The organism is uncultured Methylophaga sp., assembly GCF_947259025.1.
In the GTDB taxonomy this organism is placed as follows: domain Bacteria; phylum Pseudomonadota; class Gammaproteobacteria; order Nitrosococcales; family Methylophagaceae; genus Methylophaga.
Window position 1 is genome coordinate 26,715 of the sequence record NZ_CAMYKO010000008.1, and the last position, 17,218, is coordinate 43,932.

At 52.2% G+C, this 17,218-nt stretch carries 15 protein-coding genes; 9 read left to right on the plus strand and 6 right to left on the minus strand.

All coding sequences use genetic code 11. The annotated features are described in order from the left end of the window. Positions 1 to 78 precede the first annotated feature (78 nt). Positions 79 to 861: a hypothetical protein gene (locus tag Q0X64_RS13065; protein ID WP_297813966.1), complete on the plus strand. Its 783-nt coding sequence runs from the start codon at positions 79 to 81 to the stop codon at positions 859 to 861. 9 nt (positions 862 to 870) lie between these two features. Here Q0X64_RS13065 and polA read toward each other — a convergent pair whose 3' ends face one another. Further along, the gene (gene polA, locus Q0X64_RS13070; RefSeq protein WP_297813970.1) at positions 871 to 3,621 is read right to left on the minus strand and encodes a DNA polymerase I; all 2,751 of its coding nucleotides are present in this window, start codon (positions 3,619 to 3,621) and stop codon (positions 871 to 873) included. A 92-nt stretch (positions 3,622 to 3,713) separates the two neighbouring features. Here polA and Q0X64_RS13075 point away from each other — a divergent pair, with 92 nt between their 5' ends. The 4 genes from Q0X64_RS13075 to hldE are packed head-to-tail and all read left to right on the plus strand — an operon-like array spanning position 3,714 to position 7,578. Then, positions 3,714 to 4,052, plus strand: coding sequence for a DUF2782 domain-containing protein (locus tag Q0X64_RS13075; RefSeq protein WP_297813973.1), 339 nt, complete (start codon positions 3,714 to 3,716; stop codon positions 4,050 to 4,052). A gap of 28 nt (positions 4,053 to 4,080) precedes the next feature. Next, positions 4,081 to 5,028, plus strand: a complete 948-nt coding sequence (locus tag Q0X64_RS13080) for a homoserine kinase (RefSeq protein ID WP_297813976.1) — start codon at positions 4,081 to 4,083, stop codon at positions 5,026 to 5,028. A gap of 7 nt (positions 5,029 to 5,035) precedes the next feature. Continuing rightward, positions 5,036 to 6,094, plus strand: coding sequence for a lipopolysaccharide heptosyltransferase I (gene waaC / locus Q0X64_RS13085; RefSeq protein WP_297813979.1), 1,059 nt, complete (start codon positions 5,036 to 5,038; stop codon positions 6,092 to 6,094). A 38-nt stretch (positions 6,095 to 6,132) separates the two neighbouring features. Beyond that, on the plus strand, positions 6,133 to 7,578 hold the full coding sequence (gene hldE / locus Q0X64_RS13090) for a bifunctional D-glycero-beta-D-manno-heptose-7-phosphate kinase/D-glycero-beta-D-manno-heptose 1-phosphate adenylyltransferase HldE (protein WP_297813982.1): 1,446 nt from the start codon (positions 6,133 to 6,135) through the stop codon (positions 7,576 to 7,578). Positions 7,579 to 7,736: 158 nt separating this feature from the next. On the opposite strand, the gene Q0X64_RS13095 is transcribed toward hldE, so the two are convergent. The 3 genes from Q0X64_RS13095 to Q0X64_RS13105 are packed head-to-tail and all read right to left on the minus strand — an operon-like array spanning position 7,737 to position 10,302. Further along, complete coding sequence (locus Q0X64_RS13095; protein ID WP_297813984.1) at positions 7,737 to 8,549, minus strand: aldo/keto reductase; 813 nt, start codon at positions 8,547 to 8,549, stop codon at positions 7,737 to 7,739. Then, a complete protein-coding gene (locus Q0X64_RS13100; RefSeq protein ID WP_297813986.1) occupies positions 8,546 to 9,742 on the minus strand; it encodes an FAD-dependent oxidoreductase in 1,197 nt (398 codons plus the stop codon). The genes Q0X64_RS13095 and Q0X64_RS13100 overlap by 4 nt, the downstream gene beginning before the upstream one ends. Next, on the minus strand, positions 9,739 to 10,302 hold the full coding sequence (locus Q0X64_RS13105) for a D-sedoheptulose 7-phosphate isomerase (protein WP_297813989.1): 564 nt from the start codon (positions 10,300 to 10,302) through the stop codon (positions 9,739 to 9,741). The genes Q0X64_RS13100 and Q0X64_RS13105 overlap by 4 nt, the downstream gene beginning before the upstream one ends. Positions 10,303 to 10,421: 119 nt before the next feature. On the opposite strand from Q0X64_RS13105, the gene rfaP reads away from it, so the two are divergent. Genes rfaP through galE form a run of 4 tightly spaced genes read left to right on the plus strand, consistent with a single transcriptional unit; the run spans position 10,422 to position 14,817 of the window. Beyond that, the gene (gene rfaP / locus Q0X64_RS13110; protein WP_297813992.1) at positions 10,422 to 11,243 is read left to right on the plus strand and encodes a lipopolysaccharide core heptose(I) kinase RfaP; all 822 of its coding nucleotides are present in this window, start codon (positions 10,422 to 10,424) and stop codon (positions 11,241 to 11,243) included. After that, entirely contained in the window at positions 11,240 to 12,643 is a 1,404-nt protein-coding gene (locus Q0X64_RS13115; protein WP_297813996.1) for a lipopolysaccharide kinase InaA family protein, read from the plus strand. The genes rfaP and Q0X64_RS13115 overlap by 4 nt, the downstream gene beginning before the upstream one ends. Next, positions 12,644 to 13,786, plus strand: coding sequence for a glycosyltransferase family 4 protein (locus tag Q0X64_RS13120; RefSeq protein ID WP_297813997.1), 1,143 nt, complete (start codon positions 12,644 to 12,646; stop codon positions 13,784 to 13,786). Then, a complete protein-coding gene (gene galE / locus Q0X64_RS13125; protein WP_297814000.1) occupies positions 13,783 to 14,817 on the plus strand; it encodes a UDP-glucose 4-epimerase GalE in 1,035 nt (344 codons plus the stop codon). Before Q0X64_RS13120 ends, galE begins: the two co-directional genes overlap by 4 nt. A 1-nt stretch (position 14,818) precedes the next feature. On the opposite strand, the gene Q0X64_RS13130 is transcribed toward galE, so the two are convergent. Continuing rightward, positions 14,819 to 15,442 carry a YrbL family protein gene (locus tag Q0X64_RS13130; RefSeq protein ID WP_297814003.1) on the minus strand — a complete coding sequence of 208 codons (624 nt, stop codon included), beginning with the start codon at positions 15,440 to 15,442 and terminating at the stop codon, positions 14,819 to 14,821. A gap of 2 nt (positions 15,443 to 15,444) precedes the next feature. Next, positions 15,445 to 17,166, minus strand: coding sequence for a carbamoyltransferase (locus tag Q0X64_RS13135; protein ID WP_297814006.1), 1,722 nt, complete (start codon positions 17,164 to 17,166; stop codon positions 15,445 to 15,447). Between the last annotated feature and the right edge of the window lie 52 nt (positions 17,167 to 17,218).

Here is a 17,218-nt window from a genome sequence, read left to right on the forward strand (position 1 = left end):
AGCGAAATGATGTCTAGGTACCGAAATGAGAGAAGCTTAATCCCACTACTAATAATTTCAAGTGTAGTCGCCGCACCTATGATTTTTGTCGTAGGCATGGCAGTTGGAAGTCAGATCCAGTTGGCCAGCATTCTAACCGCTGACTCTTTATCTTCATGGGTCGCAGCTTTAGCAACACTTGCAATAGCAATACTGACATTCGTTTTAGCCAAGGAAACATGGTACTTGAGGGAAGCTCAAATCGAGCAAGTAAATGAATTGAGACGAGAAAGTATACGTCCAGATGTTTCAATGAGACTTAAAAATAACCCGTCTGTTTTTCAGTTTATGGATGTTGAAATAATCAATCTCGGTAAAGGTATTGCGAGAAATATAAAGTTCAATTTTTTTAACTCAGAAGATAATGAAATACTTAAGTCTGAAAATCCAGCTGTTGACGAATTTCTCAAGCTGCATGTCTTATCACAAGGAATCCATTCGTTAGGTATAGGTCAGCGGATTGAAAGTTTTTTATTTAGTTTTATTGAACTTCCAAAAAAGTTGGAAAGCGAAAACATATTCTCTCCTTATTTCAGGGTCGAAATAACGTATGAGGATGTAGAGGGAACGAGATATAAAAATGAGCTAGTGATGGATTTTGAGGAGTTTAGAGGAATTTCGGAAGTCGGCGGTGGTGACCCTCTGCATAAAATAGCTGACGATATTAGAAAGTTAAGAGAGCAATTTGGAAGACTACACTCTTCATCAAGTCGTCGACTTGGTATCGACACATTTAACTCCGAAGATCGTGAGAATGAACGCAAGGCTATAGAAAAACAAATTAAGCAGATGAAGGAGAGCAAAGAAAAGCCGCAGAGTTAAACGCATTAATTAATGCGCTTGCTCCCAATTCTCCCCAGTCCCCAGACCTACTTCTAGCGGTACCTTCAAATCCGCCGCATTCATCATAAACTGCTCAATGGTAGTCTTGGCCATCTCCATCTGCTCATCGGGCACTTCAAATACCAGTTCGTCATGCACCTGCATAATCATACGAATGCCGGTATCGGCTTCTGAGAGCCAGTCGTGGATATCAATCATGGCGCGCTTGATAATATCGGCGGCGCTGCCCTGCATCGGGGCATTGATCGCGGTGCGCTCGGCATACTGGCGGCGCATGCCGTTGCTGGAGTTGATTTCCGGCAGGTAGAGGCGGCGACCGAAGATGGTTTCAACGTAGCCCTGTTCTTTGGCCTGGGCACGGGTGTTGTCCATGTACTGGCGCACACCGGGGTAGCGCTCGAAATAGGTGTTCATATAATCGGCGGCTTCATGGCGCTCAATACCCAGTTGTCGTGACAGACCGTGGGCGGACATGCCGTAGATCAGACCGAAGTTAATCGCTTTGGCGCTGCGGCGCTGGTCACTGGTGACCTCATCCAATGAAATGCCGAAAATTTCTGAGGCAGTATGGCGGTGAATATCTTCGCCCTTGGCAAACGCCTGCAACAGACTCTCATCACCGGACAGATGCGCCATGATCCGCAGTTCGATTTGCGAGTAGTCGGCCGCCAACAATGTGCAGCCATCACTGGCAACAAAAGCCTCGCGGATACGGCGGCCGTTTTCGCTGCGGATGGGAATATTCTGCAGGTTAGGATCAGACGACGACAAACGGCCTGTTGCTGTGACCGCCTGGTGATACGAAGTGTGTACTCGCCCCGTGGTCTTATTCACCATCTGTGGCAGTTTGTCAGTGTAGGTCGATTTGAGCTTGCTCAGACCCCGGTACTGCATGATCAACTGCGGCAGTTCATAGCCGTCATCGGCCAGTTCCTGCAGCACTTCTTCGGCGGTGGAAGGCGCGCCCTTGGGCGTTTTCTTTCTGACCGGCAGGCCCTGCTTGTCGAACAGGATTTCCTGCAGTTGCTTGGGCGATCCCAGATTGAACTCCTGACCGGCTGATTCGTGTGCCTGTTTTTCCAGATCCTCGATCTGGCGAGCCATATTGTCGCTTTGCTGCTGCAGCATCCAGATATCGATATTAACGCCGTTGCGCTCCAGCGTGTTGAGCACGGGCAGCAGTGGCATTTCCAGTTCGGAGTAAACCTTCACTAACGAGGGGATCTGCTGAATACGGGGCCACAACACATGGTGCAACTGCAGGGTGATGTCGGCATCCTCGGCGGCATAGGACGAAGCTTCCTCGATGCCAATCTGGTTGAACGTCAGCTGTTTCTTGCCCTTGCCGGCAATATCTTCAAAATGAATCGTTTCGCGATCCAGGTATTTCTGCGCCAAAGAATCCATATCATGGCGAGTCGCCGTGCTGTCGAGCACATAAGATTCCAGCATGGTGTCATGGGCAATGCCCTGCAAATCAATATTATGATTGAGCAGGACATGGCGGTCATATTTTAAATTCTGACCGACTTTGAGCACTTGTGGATTTTCGAGCAAAGGTTTGAGTTCTTTCATCACCGCATCAAAGCTCAGTTGCTCGGGCGCACCGGCATAATCATGGTTGAGCGGCAGATAGGCGGCTTCACCGGCTTCCACGGCAAAACACAGACCGACGATACGGGCATCCAGGTAATTGAGGCTGGTGGTCTCGGTATCAAAGGCAATCAGATCGGCGTCTTTGAGTTTTTTCAGCCAGTGCTGCCAATTCTTGTCATTGAGAATGGTCTGGTAGTCTTTTTTATCGCTGGTGCCGGGATTATCGGTGACTGCAGAAGCGGCAGTGACAGTCTGGTCGCTGCCCTGTTCCAGTTCTTTAATCCAGCTTCTGAATTCAAAGCGCTTGAATAAGGTCATCAGCGCCTGCTGATCCTGAGGCTGATGTTTGAGCTGTTCAACTTCAATATCCAGTTCAACATCGCATTTAATGGTGGCCAGCTGGTAGCTGAGCTCGGCCATGTCTTTATTGTCGGCCAGTTTTTCCGGCATCTTTTTGGCGCCGCGAAAGTCGAGATCACGCACGGCTTCAAGGTTGGCGTAGATATCTTTGATACTGCCCAGGTTCTGCAACAAAGCCAGTGCGGTTTTCTCACCAACGCCGGGCACGCCGGGGATGTTGTCGACTTTATCGCCCATCAACGCCAGAAAGTCGATAATGAGTTCCGGCGGCAGGCCGAACTTGTCTTTCACCCCGTCGCTGTCCAGCACAGTTTCAGTCATGGTGTTGACCAGCGTGACATGGTGATTGACCAGTTGCGCCATATCCTTATCGCCTGTGCTGACCACCACATCCAGGCCTTTTTCAGTGGCTTGATGGGTCAAGGTGCCGATGACATCATCAGCTTCCACGCCGTCAATGCACAGCAGAGGCAGGCCCATGGCCCGGATGATGTCGTAAATGGGCTCTACCTGGGGCCGCAGATCATCTGGCATTGGCGGCCGATTGGCCTTGTATTGTTCGTAGATTTCGTCACGAAAGGTTTTACCCTTGGCATCAAACACCACGGCGATATGGCTGGTTGGATAATCAGCCAGCAAACGGCGCAGCATCGCAGTGACGCCGCGGATAGCCCCGGTCGGTTCACCGGCCGAATTGCGCAGGTCAGCCTTGTACATGGCGTGGAAGGCACGATAGAGGTAGGAAGAACCGTCGACGAGTACGAGCGGGGCTGTTTGAGTCATAAGCGTTGTCACACCGTTTTTCTGAGAAGTGTCTGCTTTTCTCCGCGCAGCGGAAATGCTATCTTTACTCCGAAATGACACGGAGCATTCTCATGTTGAACAAAATCGCTATTGTATGCGCACTTGCCCTGTTAATGACAGTGACAGCGCGGGCAGCCGACACTGAATCGGTGATGGAAAAACCCCCGGTGATTCCCGAACCCTTGCAAAGCGGTGACAGCATTGAGCCCGAAGTCAATATTATTCAGAAAGAAGACCGCACCATTGAAGAGTATCGCGTTCAGGGGCAGCTTTACATGATCAAAGTCACGCCAACCAACGGAAAGCCATACTTCCTGACTGATACTGATGGCGATGGTTCGCTGGAAACCCGCCAGTTCGAGCTGGATTCTGGTCTGCTGGTGCCTAACTGGATCCTGTTTGAGTGGTAATCGCTCCTTAAATATCTGAGCAGTTTTAATGTCAGTTTATACTGAAGTCGAACGCGACGATCTGAGCGCGTTTCTGGGAGAGTATGCGGTCGGCGATCTGGTGTCATACCAGGGCATCAGCGACGGCATAGAAAACACCAACTACTTTGTCACCACCAGCGAAGGCGAATTTGTGCTGACCCTGTTCGAGCAGCATGATTTTGATGAGCTGAATTATTTCCTTGAGGTGATGACGTTTTATTACCAGCACGGCATTCCTTCTGCCCACCCGGCGGCTGATAAACAGGGCCATTATCTGAAAAAGCTTTGCGGCAAACCGGCGGCGCTGGTTTTGCGGTTACAGGGCCGCGGCGTCGACACCCTGGCGACACCGGCACAATGTGCGGCGATTGGTGATGTGCTGGGTGAAATGCACCTGGCCGGCCGGGATTTTGATTATCGCCGTCCCAGTGAGCGCGGCCATGAATGGCGGCGGCAAACCGCGCTGCATCTGCTGCCTAAGCTGGATGAGGCGCAGGCAACCATGCTCAAAAACGAACTGGCGGTACAGGCTGGTTATGAAGAGCTGGATCTGCCCTGGGGGGTGACACACTCCGACCTGTTTCGCGACAATGCGCTGTTTGACGGTGATGAGCTCAAAGGCATTATCGACTTTTATTATGCCAGTGATGAATATCTGCTGTATGACCTGGCGGTCGCGGTCAATGACTGGTGCGTGGATGAATCCGGCCTGCCTGAACCAAGTCGTTACCGGGCGCTGATGCAGCATTACATGGCTAAACGGGCCCTGACCGAGTCGGAACAGGCTAACTGGAACCTGGTACTGCGGGCCGCGGCCCTGCGTTTCTGGTTGTCACGTCTTGAGGATAAGCTGTTTCCCCGCGAAGGCGAGCTGACACAGATCAAGGATCCGGATGCGTTTTTGAAGCTACTGCAACATCATCGCGATCATCCCCTGACTCTGGATTTCGACTGAAACGTCAATGCGCGTTCTGATAATCAAACTGACCTCGATGGGTGATCTGATGCATGCATTGCCCGCCCTGACCGATGCCGCCAAGGTCTACCCTGAGATAGAATTTGACTGGGTGGTTGATAAAGCCTTCTCGGCGGTCCCCAAATGGCATCCGCGGGTGAAAAATGTCATTACGACCTCACACCGAAGCTGGCGCCAGAGCTGGCTAGGGAGCCTCAAGCAAGGGGAATTGACGGGCTTTTATAAAAAACTCAATGCCGACAACTACGATGTGGTTGTCGATATGCAGAACAATCTGAAAAGCGCCCTGGTCAGCCTGCTGCGCAAAGGGCCAGTGTTTGGTCTGGATAAATTTAGTTGTCGGGAGAAACCGGCGCATCTGGCCTATAAGCATCCGATTAATGTGAACCCCAATCAGCATGCCGTTGATCGTATGCGCCAGATCCTGGCTGTAGCCTTGGATTACAGCGTGCCCGATACCCCGGCTGATTATGGTGTGGAATTGGAACACTGCCCTTTACCGGGTGACGAGTCCCGTTTTCCCAAGCTGGATTTCAGCTTGCCTGAGCGTTACCTGATGCTGGTACACAACGCCAGTTGGCTGACCAAGCTATGGCCAGTTAAGCACTGGCAGTCACTGGTGTTAAAGGCCGCCGAAGCCGGCTACAGCCTGCTGTTGCCCTGCGGTAATGATGAAGAGTATCAACGTGCCCGACAGATTGCTTCAGTCAGTGAACAAGCCCATGCCCTGCCACGACTACCGCTGGATAATGTCCTGGTATTGATGCAGGGCGCGCAGGCCGTATTATGCAGCGATACTGGGCTGGCGCATATGGCGGCGGTGCTGGGTAAACCGGCTATTACCATTTATGGTTCCACCGACACCCACCTGATCGGCACCTATGGCGACAATCAGCAGCATCTGATTACCGGTATGACTTGTGCGCCCTGTTACAAGCGCCGCTGTCCGTTACCTGAAGCCGTTGACGGTGAACCGGTCTGCATGGCGGGGATGGAAGTCGACCAGGTCTGGCATAGACTGCAAAGCGTTTTACAAGCACAATAAGCCATTATTCCAAGCGGCCAAGGCCGACCATTTTTGTTATGAAACACGAATTTCCTGAATTTCATCTTGCCCGTGTGGCCGTGATCGGCGATCTGATGCTGGATCGTTTTTACCACGGTAAAGCCAGTCGTATATCGCCGGAAGCACCGGTGCCGGTGGTCAATGTTGAGCGGCTGGAGGATGTGCCGGGCGGCGCCGGTAATGTGGCAATGAATATTGCTTCGCTGGGTGCAAACTGTAATATCAGCGGTATAACCGGTCAGGATGAAGCGGCCGAGATGCTCAAGCAGCGCTTGAATGCGGTGGGGGTTAACTGCCTGTTCCATCAGGCAGCGGATGCCGGCACCATTATAAAATCACGCGTTGTCAGCAGTCACCAGCAACTGATCCGGCTGGATTTCGAGGAGCGTTTCAGCGCTGAAGTCGCGTCACAGATGCAAACGCTGGCGAGCCAGATCACCGACAATACCGACGTGATGATCCTGTCGGATTACAATAAGGGCACCTTGCCTGAGCCGCAGTTCTGGATTGAAACTGCCCGCGAGAAAAATATCCGCGTGCTGGTGGATCCCAAGGGTAATGATTTCAATAAATACCGTGGTGCCGATTTAATTACGCCCAATATGGGCGAATTTGAAGCCGTCGCCGGTCCGGTCGAGTCGGAACAGGACTTGATCAGCAAGGCCCAGACCCTGCTCAAGCAACTGGATATCAAGGCGATTCTTATCACCCGCAGCGAACATGGTATGACCTTGATCCGGGCTGATCAGCCCGAGTTTCACCTGCCTGCCATTGCCAAGGAAGTGGCCGATGTGACAGGGGCAGGGGATACCGTCATTTCTACCCTGGCATCAGCGCTCGCAGCCGGTGCTGATCTGGAGCACGCGGTAACGCTTGCTAATGTGGCGGCCAGTATCGTGGTCAGCAAGCTGGGTACCTCAACCGTCAGCGGCCCCGAACTCAAAACCGAATATGAGCGCCATCAGGGCATGCATAATACCGATCACAGCATGGCCGGGGCCGTGACGGTCGAGCAATTAAAAATCGCCGTCGATCAGGCCAAACAGCGCGGTGAAAAGATTGTCTTTACCAATGGCTGCTTTGATATCCTGCACGCTGGTCATGTTACATACCTGCAACAGGCGCGGGCCTTGGGCGATCGACTGATTGTGGCGATTAATACCGATGAATCAGTGACCAAGCTCAAAGGTGAAGGCCGGCCCATCAATGCCGCGGAAAGACGCCTGACCGTGTTGGCAGGCCTTGCCGATGTGGACTGGGTGACCTGCTTCCCCGGCGATACCCCCGAAGAACTGCTGCGCTTTATTCAGCCCGATATTCTGGTCAAGGGCGGTGATTACGATAAAAAAGGCGTGGTCGGCTGGGAAATTGTTGAGGGCTACGGCGGCCAAGTTAAAGTCATGGGCTTGGTAGAAAACTGCTCCACCACGGCGATTGTAAACAAGATCAATACTAAAAGTTAACCACAGAGGCACAGAGGACACAGAGAAACTGAATTGTTGAGCTTTAATCTAATGAGCTTAAACCTCATCAAAATTCAGCAACTTTTTCCATACAAACGTTTGAAACTCACGCACTGAGTGCCTTGAGATGGGCACAGAAAACCTCTGTGCCTCTGTGGTTAGGCTCTGTTAATGGCAGAAACAGCCTTAGCTACATTTTCAGCCAGATGCGCCGGGTTGATGGTGCCGATAATCACGCTGCTGACCGCCGGTTCTTTGAAGATAAAGTCAAAATTGGCCTGTACGATATCCTGACTGCCAGTGTCTTTGGCGATATGGCCACTGCCCAGCGCTTTTTTGATAAAGATGCCTTTGCCACTTTTCTCTGCCTGATCCAGCACCGCCTGCTCATCCTGATATTGCAGATTATGCATCACCATTGCCAGATCGGATTGTTGCAGAGCAAGCAAACCGCCTTCTACGGTTTTGGTGGACATACCGGTCGCGCGAATCAGGCCACGACGTTTCAATTCATTCAGCGTGTCCAGCGCCCCCTCCTGCTCAATGACCTGTTTATCATTGCCATTCGAGTGAATCAGCACAATATCCAATACTTCTCGATTGAGCTGTTTCAGGCTGTTTTCCACGCTGCTGATAATTGATCCAGGACTGAAGTCGTAGCGCGATGCACCACTGACCGGATCATAATATTCGCCGGCCTTGGTGGCGATCACCCAGTCATGCGGCAGTTGCGGCAGCAGTTTGCCCAGTCGCTGCTCACTGTTGCCATAAGCCGGGGCGGTATCAATCAGGTTAATGCCCAGATCCCAGGCCTGCGCCAGTAGGTCCAGCGCCTGTTTATCATCAGGGATTTTGAATCCTTCGGGATATTTGACCGCCTTATCCCGGCCCAGCTTGACCGTGCCCAGACCTAGCGGTGAAACACTGACGCCGCTATCTGCAATGGCATTTCGCTGACTGAGTTTAATCATGAAAAAGCACGGTCCCAGAGTGAGGCGGCAACCTGTGGGTGCGGAAAATCCGGGTTTTGATGCGTGTCAGCTACAAGCCCAGATTTTTCTATCGCTGAGATAGCCTGGTCGGCAAGATCAGGGGCCAAAGCCAGCTTGGTCGGCCAGCACACATGCAGATTGCCCTGACTGCTGACAAACGCGCTGTCAGGACGGCTACGGTTGGATTGCTGCGGCTCGGCCCGGTTGACCGGGTGTGTGGCCCACTCCAACTCTGGCAATTCAACCCAGGGCAGGATCTCAGTCAGTAATACGCGTGCTTCCCCAATCAATGCCTCAGGCGCTTTGCCCACGCCCTGTTCGGCAATATTGCCGCCCAGGTACCAGACTACATTGCCGGTTTTATCTTGGTGACTGGAAATGGTGGCAATCGGTTTGGAGCCACTGCCCAGACTGTGAGCATAAATGGTTGGCAGTGGATTGTTGGCATCACGGCTTTTGCATAAAAGCATTTGCAGGGGCCGGCGCTGCATGGCTGGTTGCTCCTGCTGCATGGATTTGATCACGGACTCATTGCCCTCGCCGGCGGTCAAAATAAACTGCTTGGCCTTAATCTCAAACTGCTGGCCAACCAGCAAAGACTCAATCTGATCACCGTTTTTCAGCCACTGATAATCAGCATCAGCGGGCACCGCCAGCATTCGTTCCTGCCAGGGCTTGATCAGGGATTCCAGCAGACTGGGCACATCCAGCACCGGTTCATCCAGTTGATACAGCGCCCCCTTAAAGGCCGGATCGGAAAACGGTGCCGGGCGCTGTTTTTTCTCCACGAATTGCATGCGGCTTCGTAGCGCCTTGCTGGCAAAAAACGAGACCATTTTGGAAGACAGCCGATCCTGTGACCAGAGCAGTTGATGCTCGGTCAGTTTTTTGACTGAGCTCAAATCAATTTCGCCCTGACCATCCAGGCAGGCTTTCCAGCGGGCCGGCATGGTACTGATCACCTGTGAGGCCTTGGATAAAATGCCGTTCAAAGCGTATTTGCTGCCGCCGTGAATAATGCCCTGTGAGCTCAGCGTCTGGCCCTGACCGATTTCACCATTTTCCAAAAGCAGGACGTGATAACCCAGGTCATTGAGGCGGTGATGTAGCCAAAGTCCGGCAATACCGGCGCCGACTATCACGACATCGGTGGTCAGTAACTGGCGACTCATGAATCAGGCAAACCCTCGTCCAGCGCTTCGCACAGCCAGTGTCCAATCAGAATATGGCCTTCCTGCACCCGGGCGGTTTCGTTGCTGGGCACGCAGATACAGTCATCGGCAATGGTTTTGAGTTTGCCGCCATCGTCACCGGTAAAAGCGTAGGTCCAGATTTGATTGTTTTTTGCTGTTTGAATGCCGCTGATCACATTGGCACTGTTGCCGGAAGTGGAGAGGCCGATCGCAATATCACCGGGCTGGCCCAGGGCTTCAATCTGGCGGTCAAACACCGTTTCAAAGCTGTAGTCATTGCTGTGTGCGGTTAAAATAGAGGTGTCAGTGGTCAGCGCAATCGCCGCATAGGCTTTGCGATCCTTGCGGTAACGAACCACAAATTCGGCCGCCAGATGCTGGGCATCAGAAGCACTGCCGCCATTGCCGAAAAACAGCACCTTGTTACCGTTTAGCAGACATTGCTTGACGCGCTGCAGAAGCTGATTGACCTGCGGTTCCAGACTGAGCAGCCCATCAATCATTTGCTGATGACGGCTGATAGTGGCTTTGAATGACACGGCTTAACCTCAAATGCGACAGTGGTGATAACATCTTGTATCTTTGAGCCGTAGTTTAACAAAGTCAGACCCAACACTGGCATTTTCGCCAGAGCAGTGTGAGGAATTTAAGTCCCGAAATGAAGCCCCGAACCTTTTTTTTACGAGATGATCTGCGCCAGGCCTGGCTGGGCAAAGATGTATTCGCGCTTCTGGCCGATCTTCAGGGTGAGATTTTTCGTGACAAAGAGGGACGACGCACGCTGCGTTTCAACATCGGCGACCAGTCCTACTTTCTCAAATACCACGCCGGTATCGGCTGGGCAGAGATCATCAAAAACCTGCTCCAATTGCGAATGCCGATAATCAGTGCCCGAAATGAATGGCAGGCGATTTTGAAACTGCACCAACTGGGTATTGGCACCATGCAACTGGCCGGGTTTGGTGAACGTGGCTGGAATCCGGCAAAAACCGCTTCATTTGTGATCACCGACGAGCTCACCGATACCATGAGTCTGGAGCATTTGGGGGCACAGTGGCAGCAATCGCCGCCCGACTTCCAGAGTAAACAGGCGCTGCTGCGAAAGCTGGCTGAGGTCAGCCGCGATATGCATCAGGCAGGTATCAATCACCGGGATTATTATCTGTGTCATTTTCTGCTGGATAAATCCTTTGCAGACAGCAACTCTTTTGAGCAGGACACGCCTTTATATCTGATTGACCTGCACCGCACGCAGCAGCGCCGGAGCGTGCCTGAGCGCTGGCTGGTCAAGGATCTGGGCTCTTTGCTTTTCTCGGCACATGAAGTCAAGCTGACAAGCCGCGACTTTTATCGATTCATCCAGATATACAGTGGCCTGAGCCTGCGCGATGCGCTCGATAAACAGGGCGGTTTCTGGCGCAAAGTGGAAAAACGCGCTGACGCATTATTAGCAAAGTGGCACAAACAACAAGCCAGATGAACGAGACCATTCAACAATTTCTGAGTGGCAAACAGGTGGTTGCCCCTTTTGATGTAGAGGTGGACGGCGCGCTGTATCACTGTGCGCAGGTGCTGCGTTTGCTCCCTGGCAGAAGACTGGTGGTGAAGGCGCTGCATCAGGGGCAGCCTTTATTGTTGAAGTTACTGGTGCCCAATAAAAAAGGCTGGCGCGAGCTGTCCCGGGAACAGCATGGTTACAAGCTATGCACCCAGGCTGGTATCAGCGTGCCGAAAGAGCGATTTATCAGTGACAGCTTTGCCGGTTGTTTGGCCGTGGCATACGAATTTATAGAAGATGCCGATGCCTTCAGCCTGGAGAAGGGGAATCATGCACAGCAGATTCCGGCGCTACTGGAAATGATGGTGAGCTGTCATCAGGGCGGGATTTATCAGCAGGATATTCACACCGATAATATTCTGCTCAGCCCGCAAGGACTGTACCTGATTGATGTGGCTTCAGTGCGGGGGCTGAGTGGTCAGCCACTGCCGATGAAGCCAAGCCTGAAAAATCTGGCCCGGTTATTTGCCCAGTTTGTTCCTGACCAACAGCTATATCTTATGGAAAAGTTGAGTTTGTATTACCGGGCGCGTGGCTGGGAATACAACAGAGAGGCACGGGCTGCTTTCAGAGGGTTGCTGGATAAAGCCTGGCACAAGCGCAAAGACGACTATCTGAGCAAATGCTTCAGACCCTGCACGATGACGGTGTATGGTAAAAACAAAGATCGGGAATATGCCTTCAAAAGGCATTTTTTCAAACTGGTCGGCGAGCAGTTAGTGGTTGATATCGACAGGCTGGTTGAACAGGGCGATATTCTCAAGGATGGCAACAGCGCCACGGTTGTTGTCACCAACCTGGCAGGGCGCCGGGTCGTTATCAAACGTTATAATGTGAAATCACTTTGGCATTGGCTGAAACGCTGCTGGCGGCCCAGCCGCGCAGCCAATGCCTGGCGGCAGGGTAATTTGATGACGCTGTTGGGCATTGCCACCCCGCCGGTGCTGGGATTTGTAGAACACCGCTGGGGGCCGCTCAGAAAGCAGGCTTACCTTATCAGTGAGTATGTGGATAACGCGACTGAGTTGTCCCGGGTCTACGCATCTCACTCGCCCTCAGAGCCACAGCTCAGACAGCTTAGGCGTATTTTTGGCCTGATGCATGAGTACCGGCTTAGTCACGGCGATATGAAAGCCAGCAACCTGTTGCTGACAGAGAATGGTCAAGTGGCGCTTATCGATCTGGACGCCATGCGTGAGCACCGTCATGACTGGAGTTTTGAAAGAGCCTTTGCCCGTGATCAGCGCCGTTTTCTGAGAAATTGGCAGAATAAAGCACTTCGTGCTCGCTTTGAATCAATGATGAAGACTGTAAGTCAATAAATGAAACTAGCCGTTTGTCTGTTTAAATATTTCCCCTATGGCGGCCTGGCCCGTGATTTTATGCGGATTATGCAAAGCTGCATCAGGGCTGGCGACCACATTGATGTGTATGTGATTGAGTGGCAGGGTGAATTGCCTTCGGAACTGAACGTCCATATCGTGCCGGTTTCAGGCCTGTCCAATCATGCAAAATTGCAGTCTTTTCTGGATCAGGTTAAACCGCAACTTGAGCGGGAGAAGTACGACCTGGTCGTGGGCTTTAATAAAATGCCGCAGCTGGATTTATATTATGCGGCCGATCCCTGTTACATCGATAGAGCTCGCTCTCACGCCCTGCATAGTCTGTTAAAGTTTACCCCCAGAGTCCGGTTTTATTCCGACTGCGAAAGCGCTGTGTTCGGACCAGACAGTGACACCGTGTCGCTGATGATTTCAGATGTGCAAAAGGCGCTGTTCAAACAGCATTATCATACGCCTGATCATCGGCTGATATCTTTACCCCCCGGCATTGATCGCGATCGCCAGCGACCTGCAGATGCCAGTTCCATTCGTCAGCGCAAACGGGCCGAGTTGAGCGTTCACGATGATGAATGGTTGCTGTTGATGGTGGGCACCGGCTTTAAAACCAAAGGCGTTGATCGCGGTATTGCCGCCCTGGCAGCGATGCCGGACGATGAGCGTGGCAAAGTCAGGCTGGTAGTGATTGGTGATGGCGATGCCCGTGCCCTGCAGAAACAGGCCGATAAATCGGGTGTTGGCGACCAGGTTCAGTTTATGGGAGGCCGCTCGGATATTCCCGAATTTTTGCTGGCCGCTGACCTGCTGTTACATCCTGCCCGCAAGGAAAACACCGGCACGGTGATACTGGAGGCGATGGTGGCTGGTTTACCGGTACTGATATCGGATGTCTGTGGCTATGCTAAACATGTAAAAAGCGCACAGGCCGGAGACATTCTGAAACAGCCTGATAATGCTGCCGCCACTGCGGCGCAGCTGGTTACTATGCTTGACCCGCAGCGGCTGCATCAATGGTCACAGCAGGCACTGAGCTATGCCGCGACAGAGGATCTATACAGCATGCCAGATAAGGCAGCACAAATTATTCGAGATATGGCAGAAGAAAAGGGCGGAATTATATCGTGATTGAGCGTGTACTGGTGACAGGCGGGGCAGGCTATATCGGCTCACACATTGCAGTCACGCTGCTGCGAGCGGGCATGGAGGTCATCATTGTCGATAACCTCAGCAATGCCTCTGAACTCGTGCTTGACCGCATTGAGGCAATCACCGGGCGTAAACCGCTTTTTTACAAGGCCGACTGCCGTGACAAGCAGGCGTTGCAGGGTATTTTCAATACGCATCACGTCAATGCGGTGATTCACCTTGCTGGTTATAAAGCGGTCGGTGAGTCTTGTGAAATGCCATTGATGTATTACCGGAATAACCTTGAGGCCACGCTGGTGCTGCTGGAGGTGATGCGAGATTTTGGCGTTGATAAACTGGTATTCAGCTCCTCAGCGACCGTATACGGCGACAACGTATCAATGCCGGTGAGAGAACAGGCACCGACTTCGGTGACCAACCCTTACGGCCGCACCAAACTGATGATTGAAGATATCCTCAGGGATGTGGTTGAGGCCAGACCCGAGGCCCTTAAAGTGGCGTTGTTGCGTTACTTTAACCCGGCCGGCGCCGATGAAAGTGGGCTTATCGGCGAGGATCCCAAAGCCACGCCCAATAATCTGATGCCCTATGTCAGTCAGGTGGCGATTGGCAAAAGACAGAAACTGTCTGTGTTTGGCGGGGATTACCCCACTGAAGACGGCACTGGCGTGCGCGATTATATTCATGTGGCTGACCTCGCCAGTGGCCATCTGGAAGCATTACGCTGGCTGGATGAGGTCGTTGACCTTCACTGCTGTCAGCCAATCAATCTGGGCACCGGGGTGGGATACAGTGTGCTGGAGGTGGTGAGCGCCTTTGAACAGGTATCAGGCCGTCAGGTTACATATGAAATCGTTGACCGCCGTGCTGGTGATGTCGCGGTCAGCTATGCCGATGTAACACTTGCCAGCGAGCTACTGGGCTGGCAGGCAGAGAAAACCTTGGAAGATATGGTGTCTGATGCTTGGCGCTGGCAACAGCGCAATCCGGATGGCTATGGGAGAAGCTGATTTATCCGGTTGTTAGTGCTGTCTTTAATTGGCAAGTGAACGATTGAATGCTATCGCTCCCCGGGTAGTGCTGCTCCAGCAGCCTGATGAACTTTAGCCATTTCCTGCGAATTTTTCGCTGTCCGAAAAAAACGCTGAAGCTGCAGATGGGAATAAAGTCTGCGTTGCCCAGACTATCAATCAAATATATTTTGCCTCTGGTGTCATGATTCAACTGGTACACGAAGTTCCAGGGTTTCAGTGACATGGTCTGAATATTATTTTTCAATTGATAGTTTCTGAATTTCACCAGCGCACGAATGATGCCTTCCCGGTGTAGTGGAAGAAGTTCAGGGTTTTCCAGGTATTGTGAAACGGTCCGTGATACCGAGTTGTCTTGATCTCGGATTAAGTCAAATACAGCGCCCGATCCCAGGTTGGAGTCAACGTTACCATGAAATCTGGCGATACCGCGCCAGTCGCCAAGTCGCTTTTCCAGCAAGCGGTAATAGGCTTGTTCTCGGCGTGTCTCCTCGGTCCCACCATGAACGACAATTTTTACACAGCGGTCTTTATCTTCCGGGTGCTGATAACATTCGCGATGATAACCACGAGCAATTAACAGATCCGGAGATAAGTTCAGCATAGCTATTTGGTGACCAGAATATCTTCCATTACCAGATATTGCAGATCAGAGCCGAAAAACATGTTGAGCGCATCGGTAGGGCTGCAGACCATCGGCTCACCACGGCGGTTGAGCGAGGTATTCAACAGGACGCCATTGCCGGTCAGTTTTTCCATCTCCTGCAGCAGCGCATAGTATCGTGGGTTGGTATGCTCGGTGACGATCTGTGCCCGTGCGGTGCCATCTTCGTGAACGACTTCGGGAATGCGGTCTTTCCAGCTGTCAGCGACATCAAAGGTAAAGGTCATATAGGGGCTGGGATGGTCGGTCTGCAGAATCTCCGGCGCCACGGTGTCCAGCATGCTGGGGCAGAACGGGCGCCAGCGCTCACGGTATTTAATCTGCGCGTTAATGCGATCAGCGACACCTCTATGACTGGGGCTGCCCAGGATACTGCGGTTACCCAAAGCGCGTGGACCAAACTCCATCCGACCCTGAAACCAGGAAACCGGGTTGCCATCAGTCAGAATTTGCGCCGTTTCGCTTTCAACATTCTGCATCCGCTGCCACTTGACCGGCTGTGAGTAATTTTCACAGGCTTCAATACATTGTTCGGTCGAGTATTGTGGGCCGAGGTAGGCATGTTCCATCTTTTCAACGGGCACCCCCGCCATTTGCGAGGCATAGCTGGCGGCACCGATAGCCGTACCGGCGTCACTGGCAGCCGGCTGTACGAAAAGCTCTTTAACATGCGGCATAGCGATAATCCGCTGGTTGAGCTTGACGTTCAGCGCCACACCGCCGGCATACGCCACCTTACCGGTCTCGCGGATAATATCGCCAAGATAATACTCAATCAGTTCCAGCGCGGTTTTTTCCAGCAAAGCCTGAATGCTGGCGGCGTAGTCGATATAGGGCTCATCTTTTTCATCGCCTTCACGCATCGGCCCCAGCCAGTCCAGCAGTTTGGGGCTGAAGAAATAGCCTTTTCCATCCTTCTTGAAGCGGCGCCAGCCGACCGTGTTGACCAGTTTGTTATTGACGCGAAAGTCACCATTTTTACAGTCGATCAAACGGGAGAAGTCGAAACGCTTGGGATCGCCATAAGGTGCCATGCCCATGACTTTGAACTCACCATCGAGCATTTCAAAGCCCAGGTATTCAGTGAGTGCGCCATACATACCACCCAGCGAGTCAGGATCGTAGAATTCCTTGATCTTGTGAATGCGCCCATTTTCGCCATAGCCGAAGAAAGTGGTGGCATATTCACCTTTGCCGTCAATGCCGATAATCGCGGTTTTTTCCTTAAAACCACTGAGGTGATAGGCACTGCTGGCGTGAGCGAGGTGATGTTCAACGGGCACAAATTTTACCCGCTCAGAACCAATGCCCAGATCATCCAGCAATTTCATCACATTGCGGTGATTACGCCAGTAGCGGCGGTTACCACTGAACAGCGCGGTCAAAGCACGATCCGGCGCATACCAGTGACGCTTGGCATAATGCCAGCGAGCCGGTGACTTCAGGCCGATTTCAGCGTAAGGGAAAGCCACGATGTCAATCTGCTCAGGCTTGATGCCTGCATCTTCAAGACAGAATTTGGTCGCCTCGTAAGGCATCTTGCCTTTGGCATGTTTGTCACGAAGAAAACGTTCTTCTTCAGCAGCGGCAACCAGCTTGCCATCAATATACAGAGCAGCGGAGGCGTCGTGATTGACGGCGCCGGACAGGCCTAAAACGATCATAGTGGATGTATTTTGTCGGTCAAAACGATTAGTATACCAATCCTATAAGCAT

Bases quoted from the DNA above. Each gene is read 5' to 3' on its own strand.
- Q0X64_RS13130 (WP_297814003.1), bottom strand. From the start codon at position 15,442: ATGCTGAACTTATCTCCGGATCTGTTAATTGCTCGTGGTTATCATCGC.
- Q0X64_RS13075 (WP_297813973.1), top strand. From the start codon at position 3,714: ATGTTGAACAAAATCGCTATTGTATGCGCACTTGCCCTGTTAATGACA.
- Q0X64_RS13095 (WP_297813984.1), bottom strand. From the start codon at position 8,549: ATGATTAAACTCAGTCAGCGAAATGCCATTGCAGATAGCGGCGTCAGT.
- polA (WP_297813970.1), bottom strand. From the start codon at position 3,621: ATGACTCAAACAGCCCCGCTCGTACTCGTCGACGGTTCTTCCTACCTC.
- Q0X64_RS13120 (WP_297813997.1), top strand. From the start codon at position 12,644: ATGAAACTAGCCGTTTGTCTGTTTAAATATTTCCCCTATGGCGGCCTG.
- Q0X64_RS13080 (WP_297813976.1), top strand. From the start codon at position 4,081: ATGTCAGTTTATACTGAAGTCGAACGCGACGATCTGAGCGCGTTTCTG.
- Q0X64_RS13065 (WP_297813966.1), top strand. From the start codon at position 79: ATGATTTTTGTCGTAGGCATGGCAGTTGGAAGTCAGATCCAGTTGGCC.
- rfaP (WP_297813992.1), top strand. From the start codon at position 10,422: ATGAAGCCCCGAACCTTTTTTTTACGAGATGATCTGCGCCAGGCCTGG.
- Q0X64_RS13100 (WP_297813986.1), bottom strand. From the start codon at position 9,742: ATGAGTCGCCAGTTACTGACCACCGATGTCGTGATAGTCGGCGCCGGT.
- waaC (WP_297813979.1), top strand. From the start codon at position 5,036: ATGCGCGTTCTGATAATCAAACTGACCTCGATGGGTGATCTGATGCAT.
- hldE (WP_297813982.1), top strand. From the start codon at position 6,133: ATGAAACACGAATTTCCTGAATTTCATCTTGCCCGTGTGGCCGTGATC.
- Q0X64_RS13135 (WP_297814006.1), bottom strand. From the start codon at position 17,166: ATGATCGTTTTAGGCCTGTCCGGCGCCGTCAATCACGACGCCTCCGCT.
- Q0X64_RS13115 (WP_297813996.1), top strand. From the start codon at position 11,240: ATGAACGAGACCATTCAACAATTTCTGAGTGGCAAACAGGTGGTTGCC.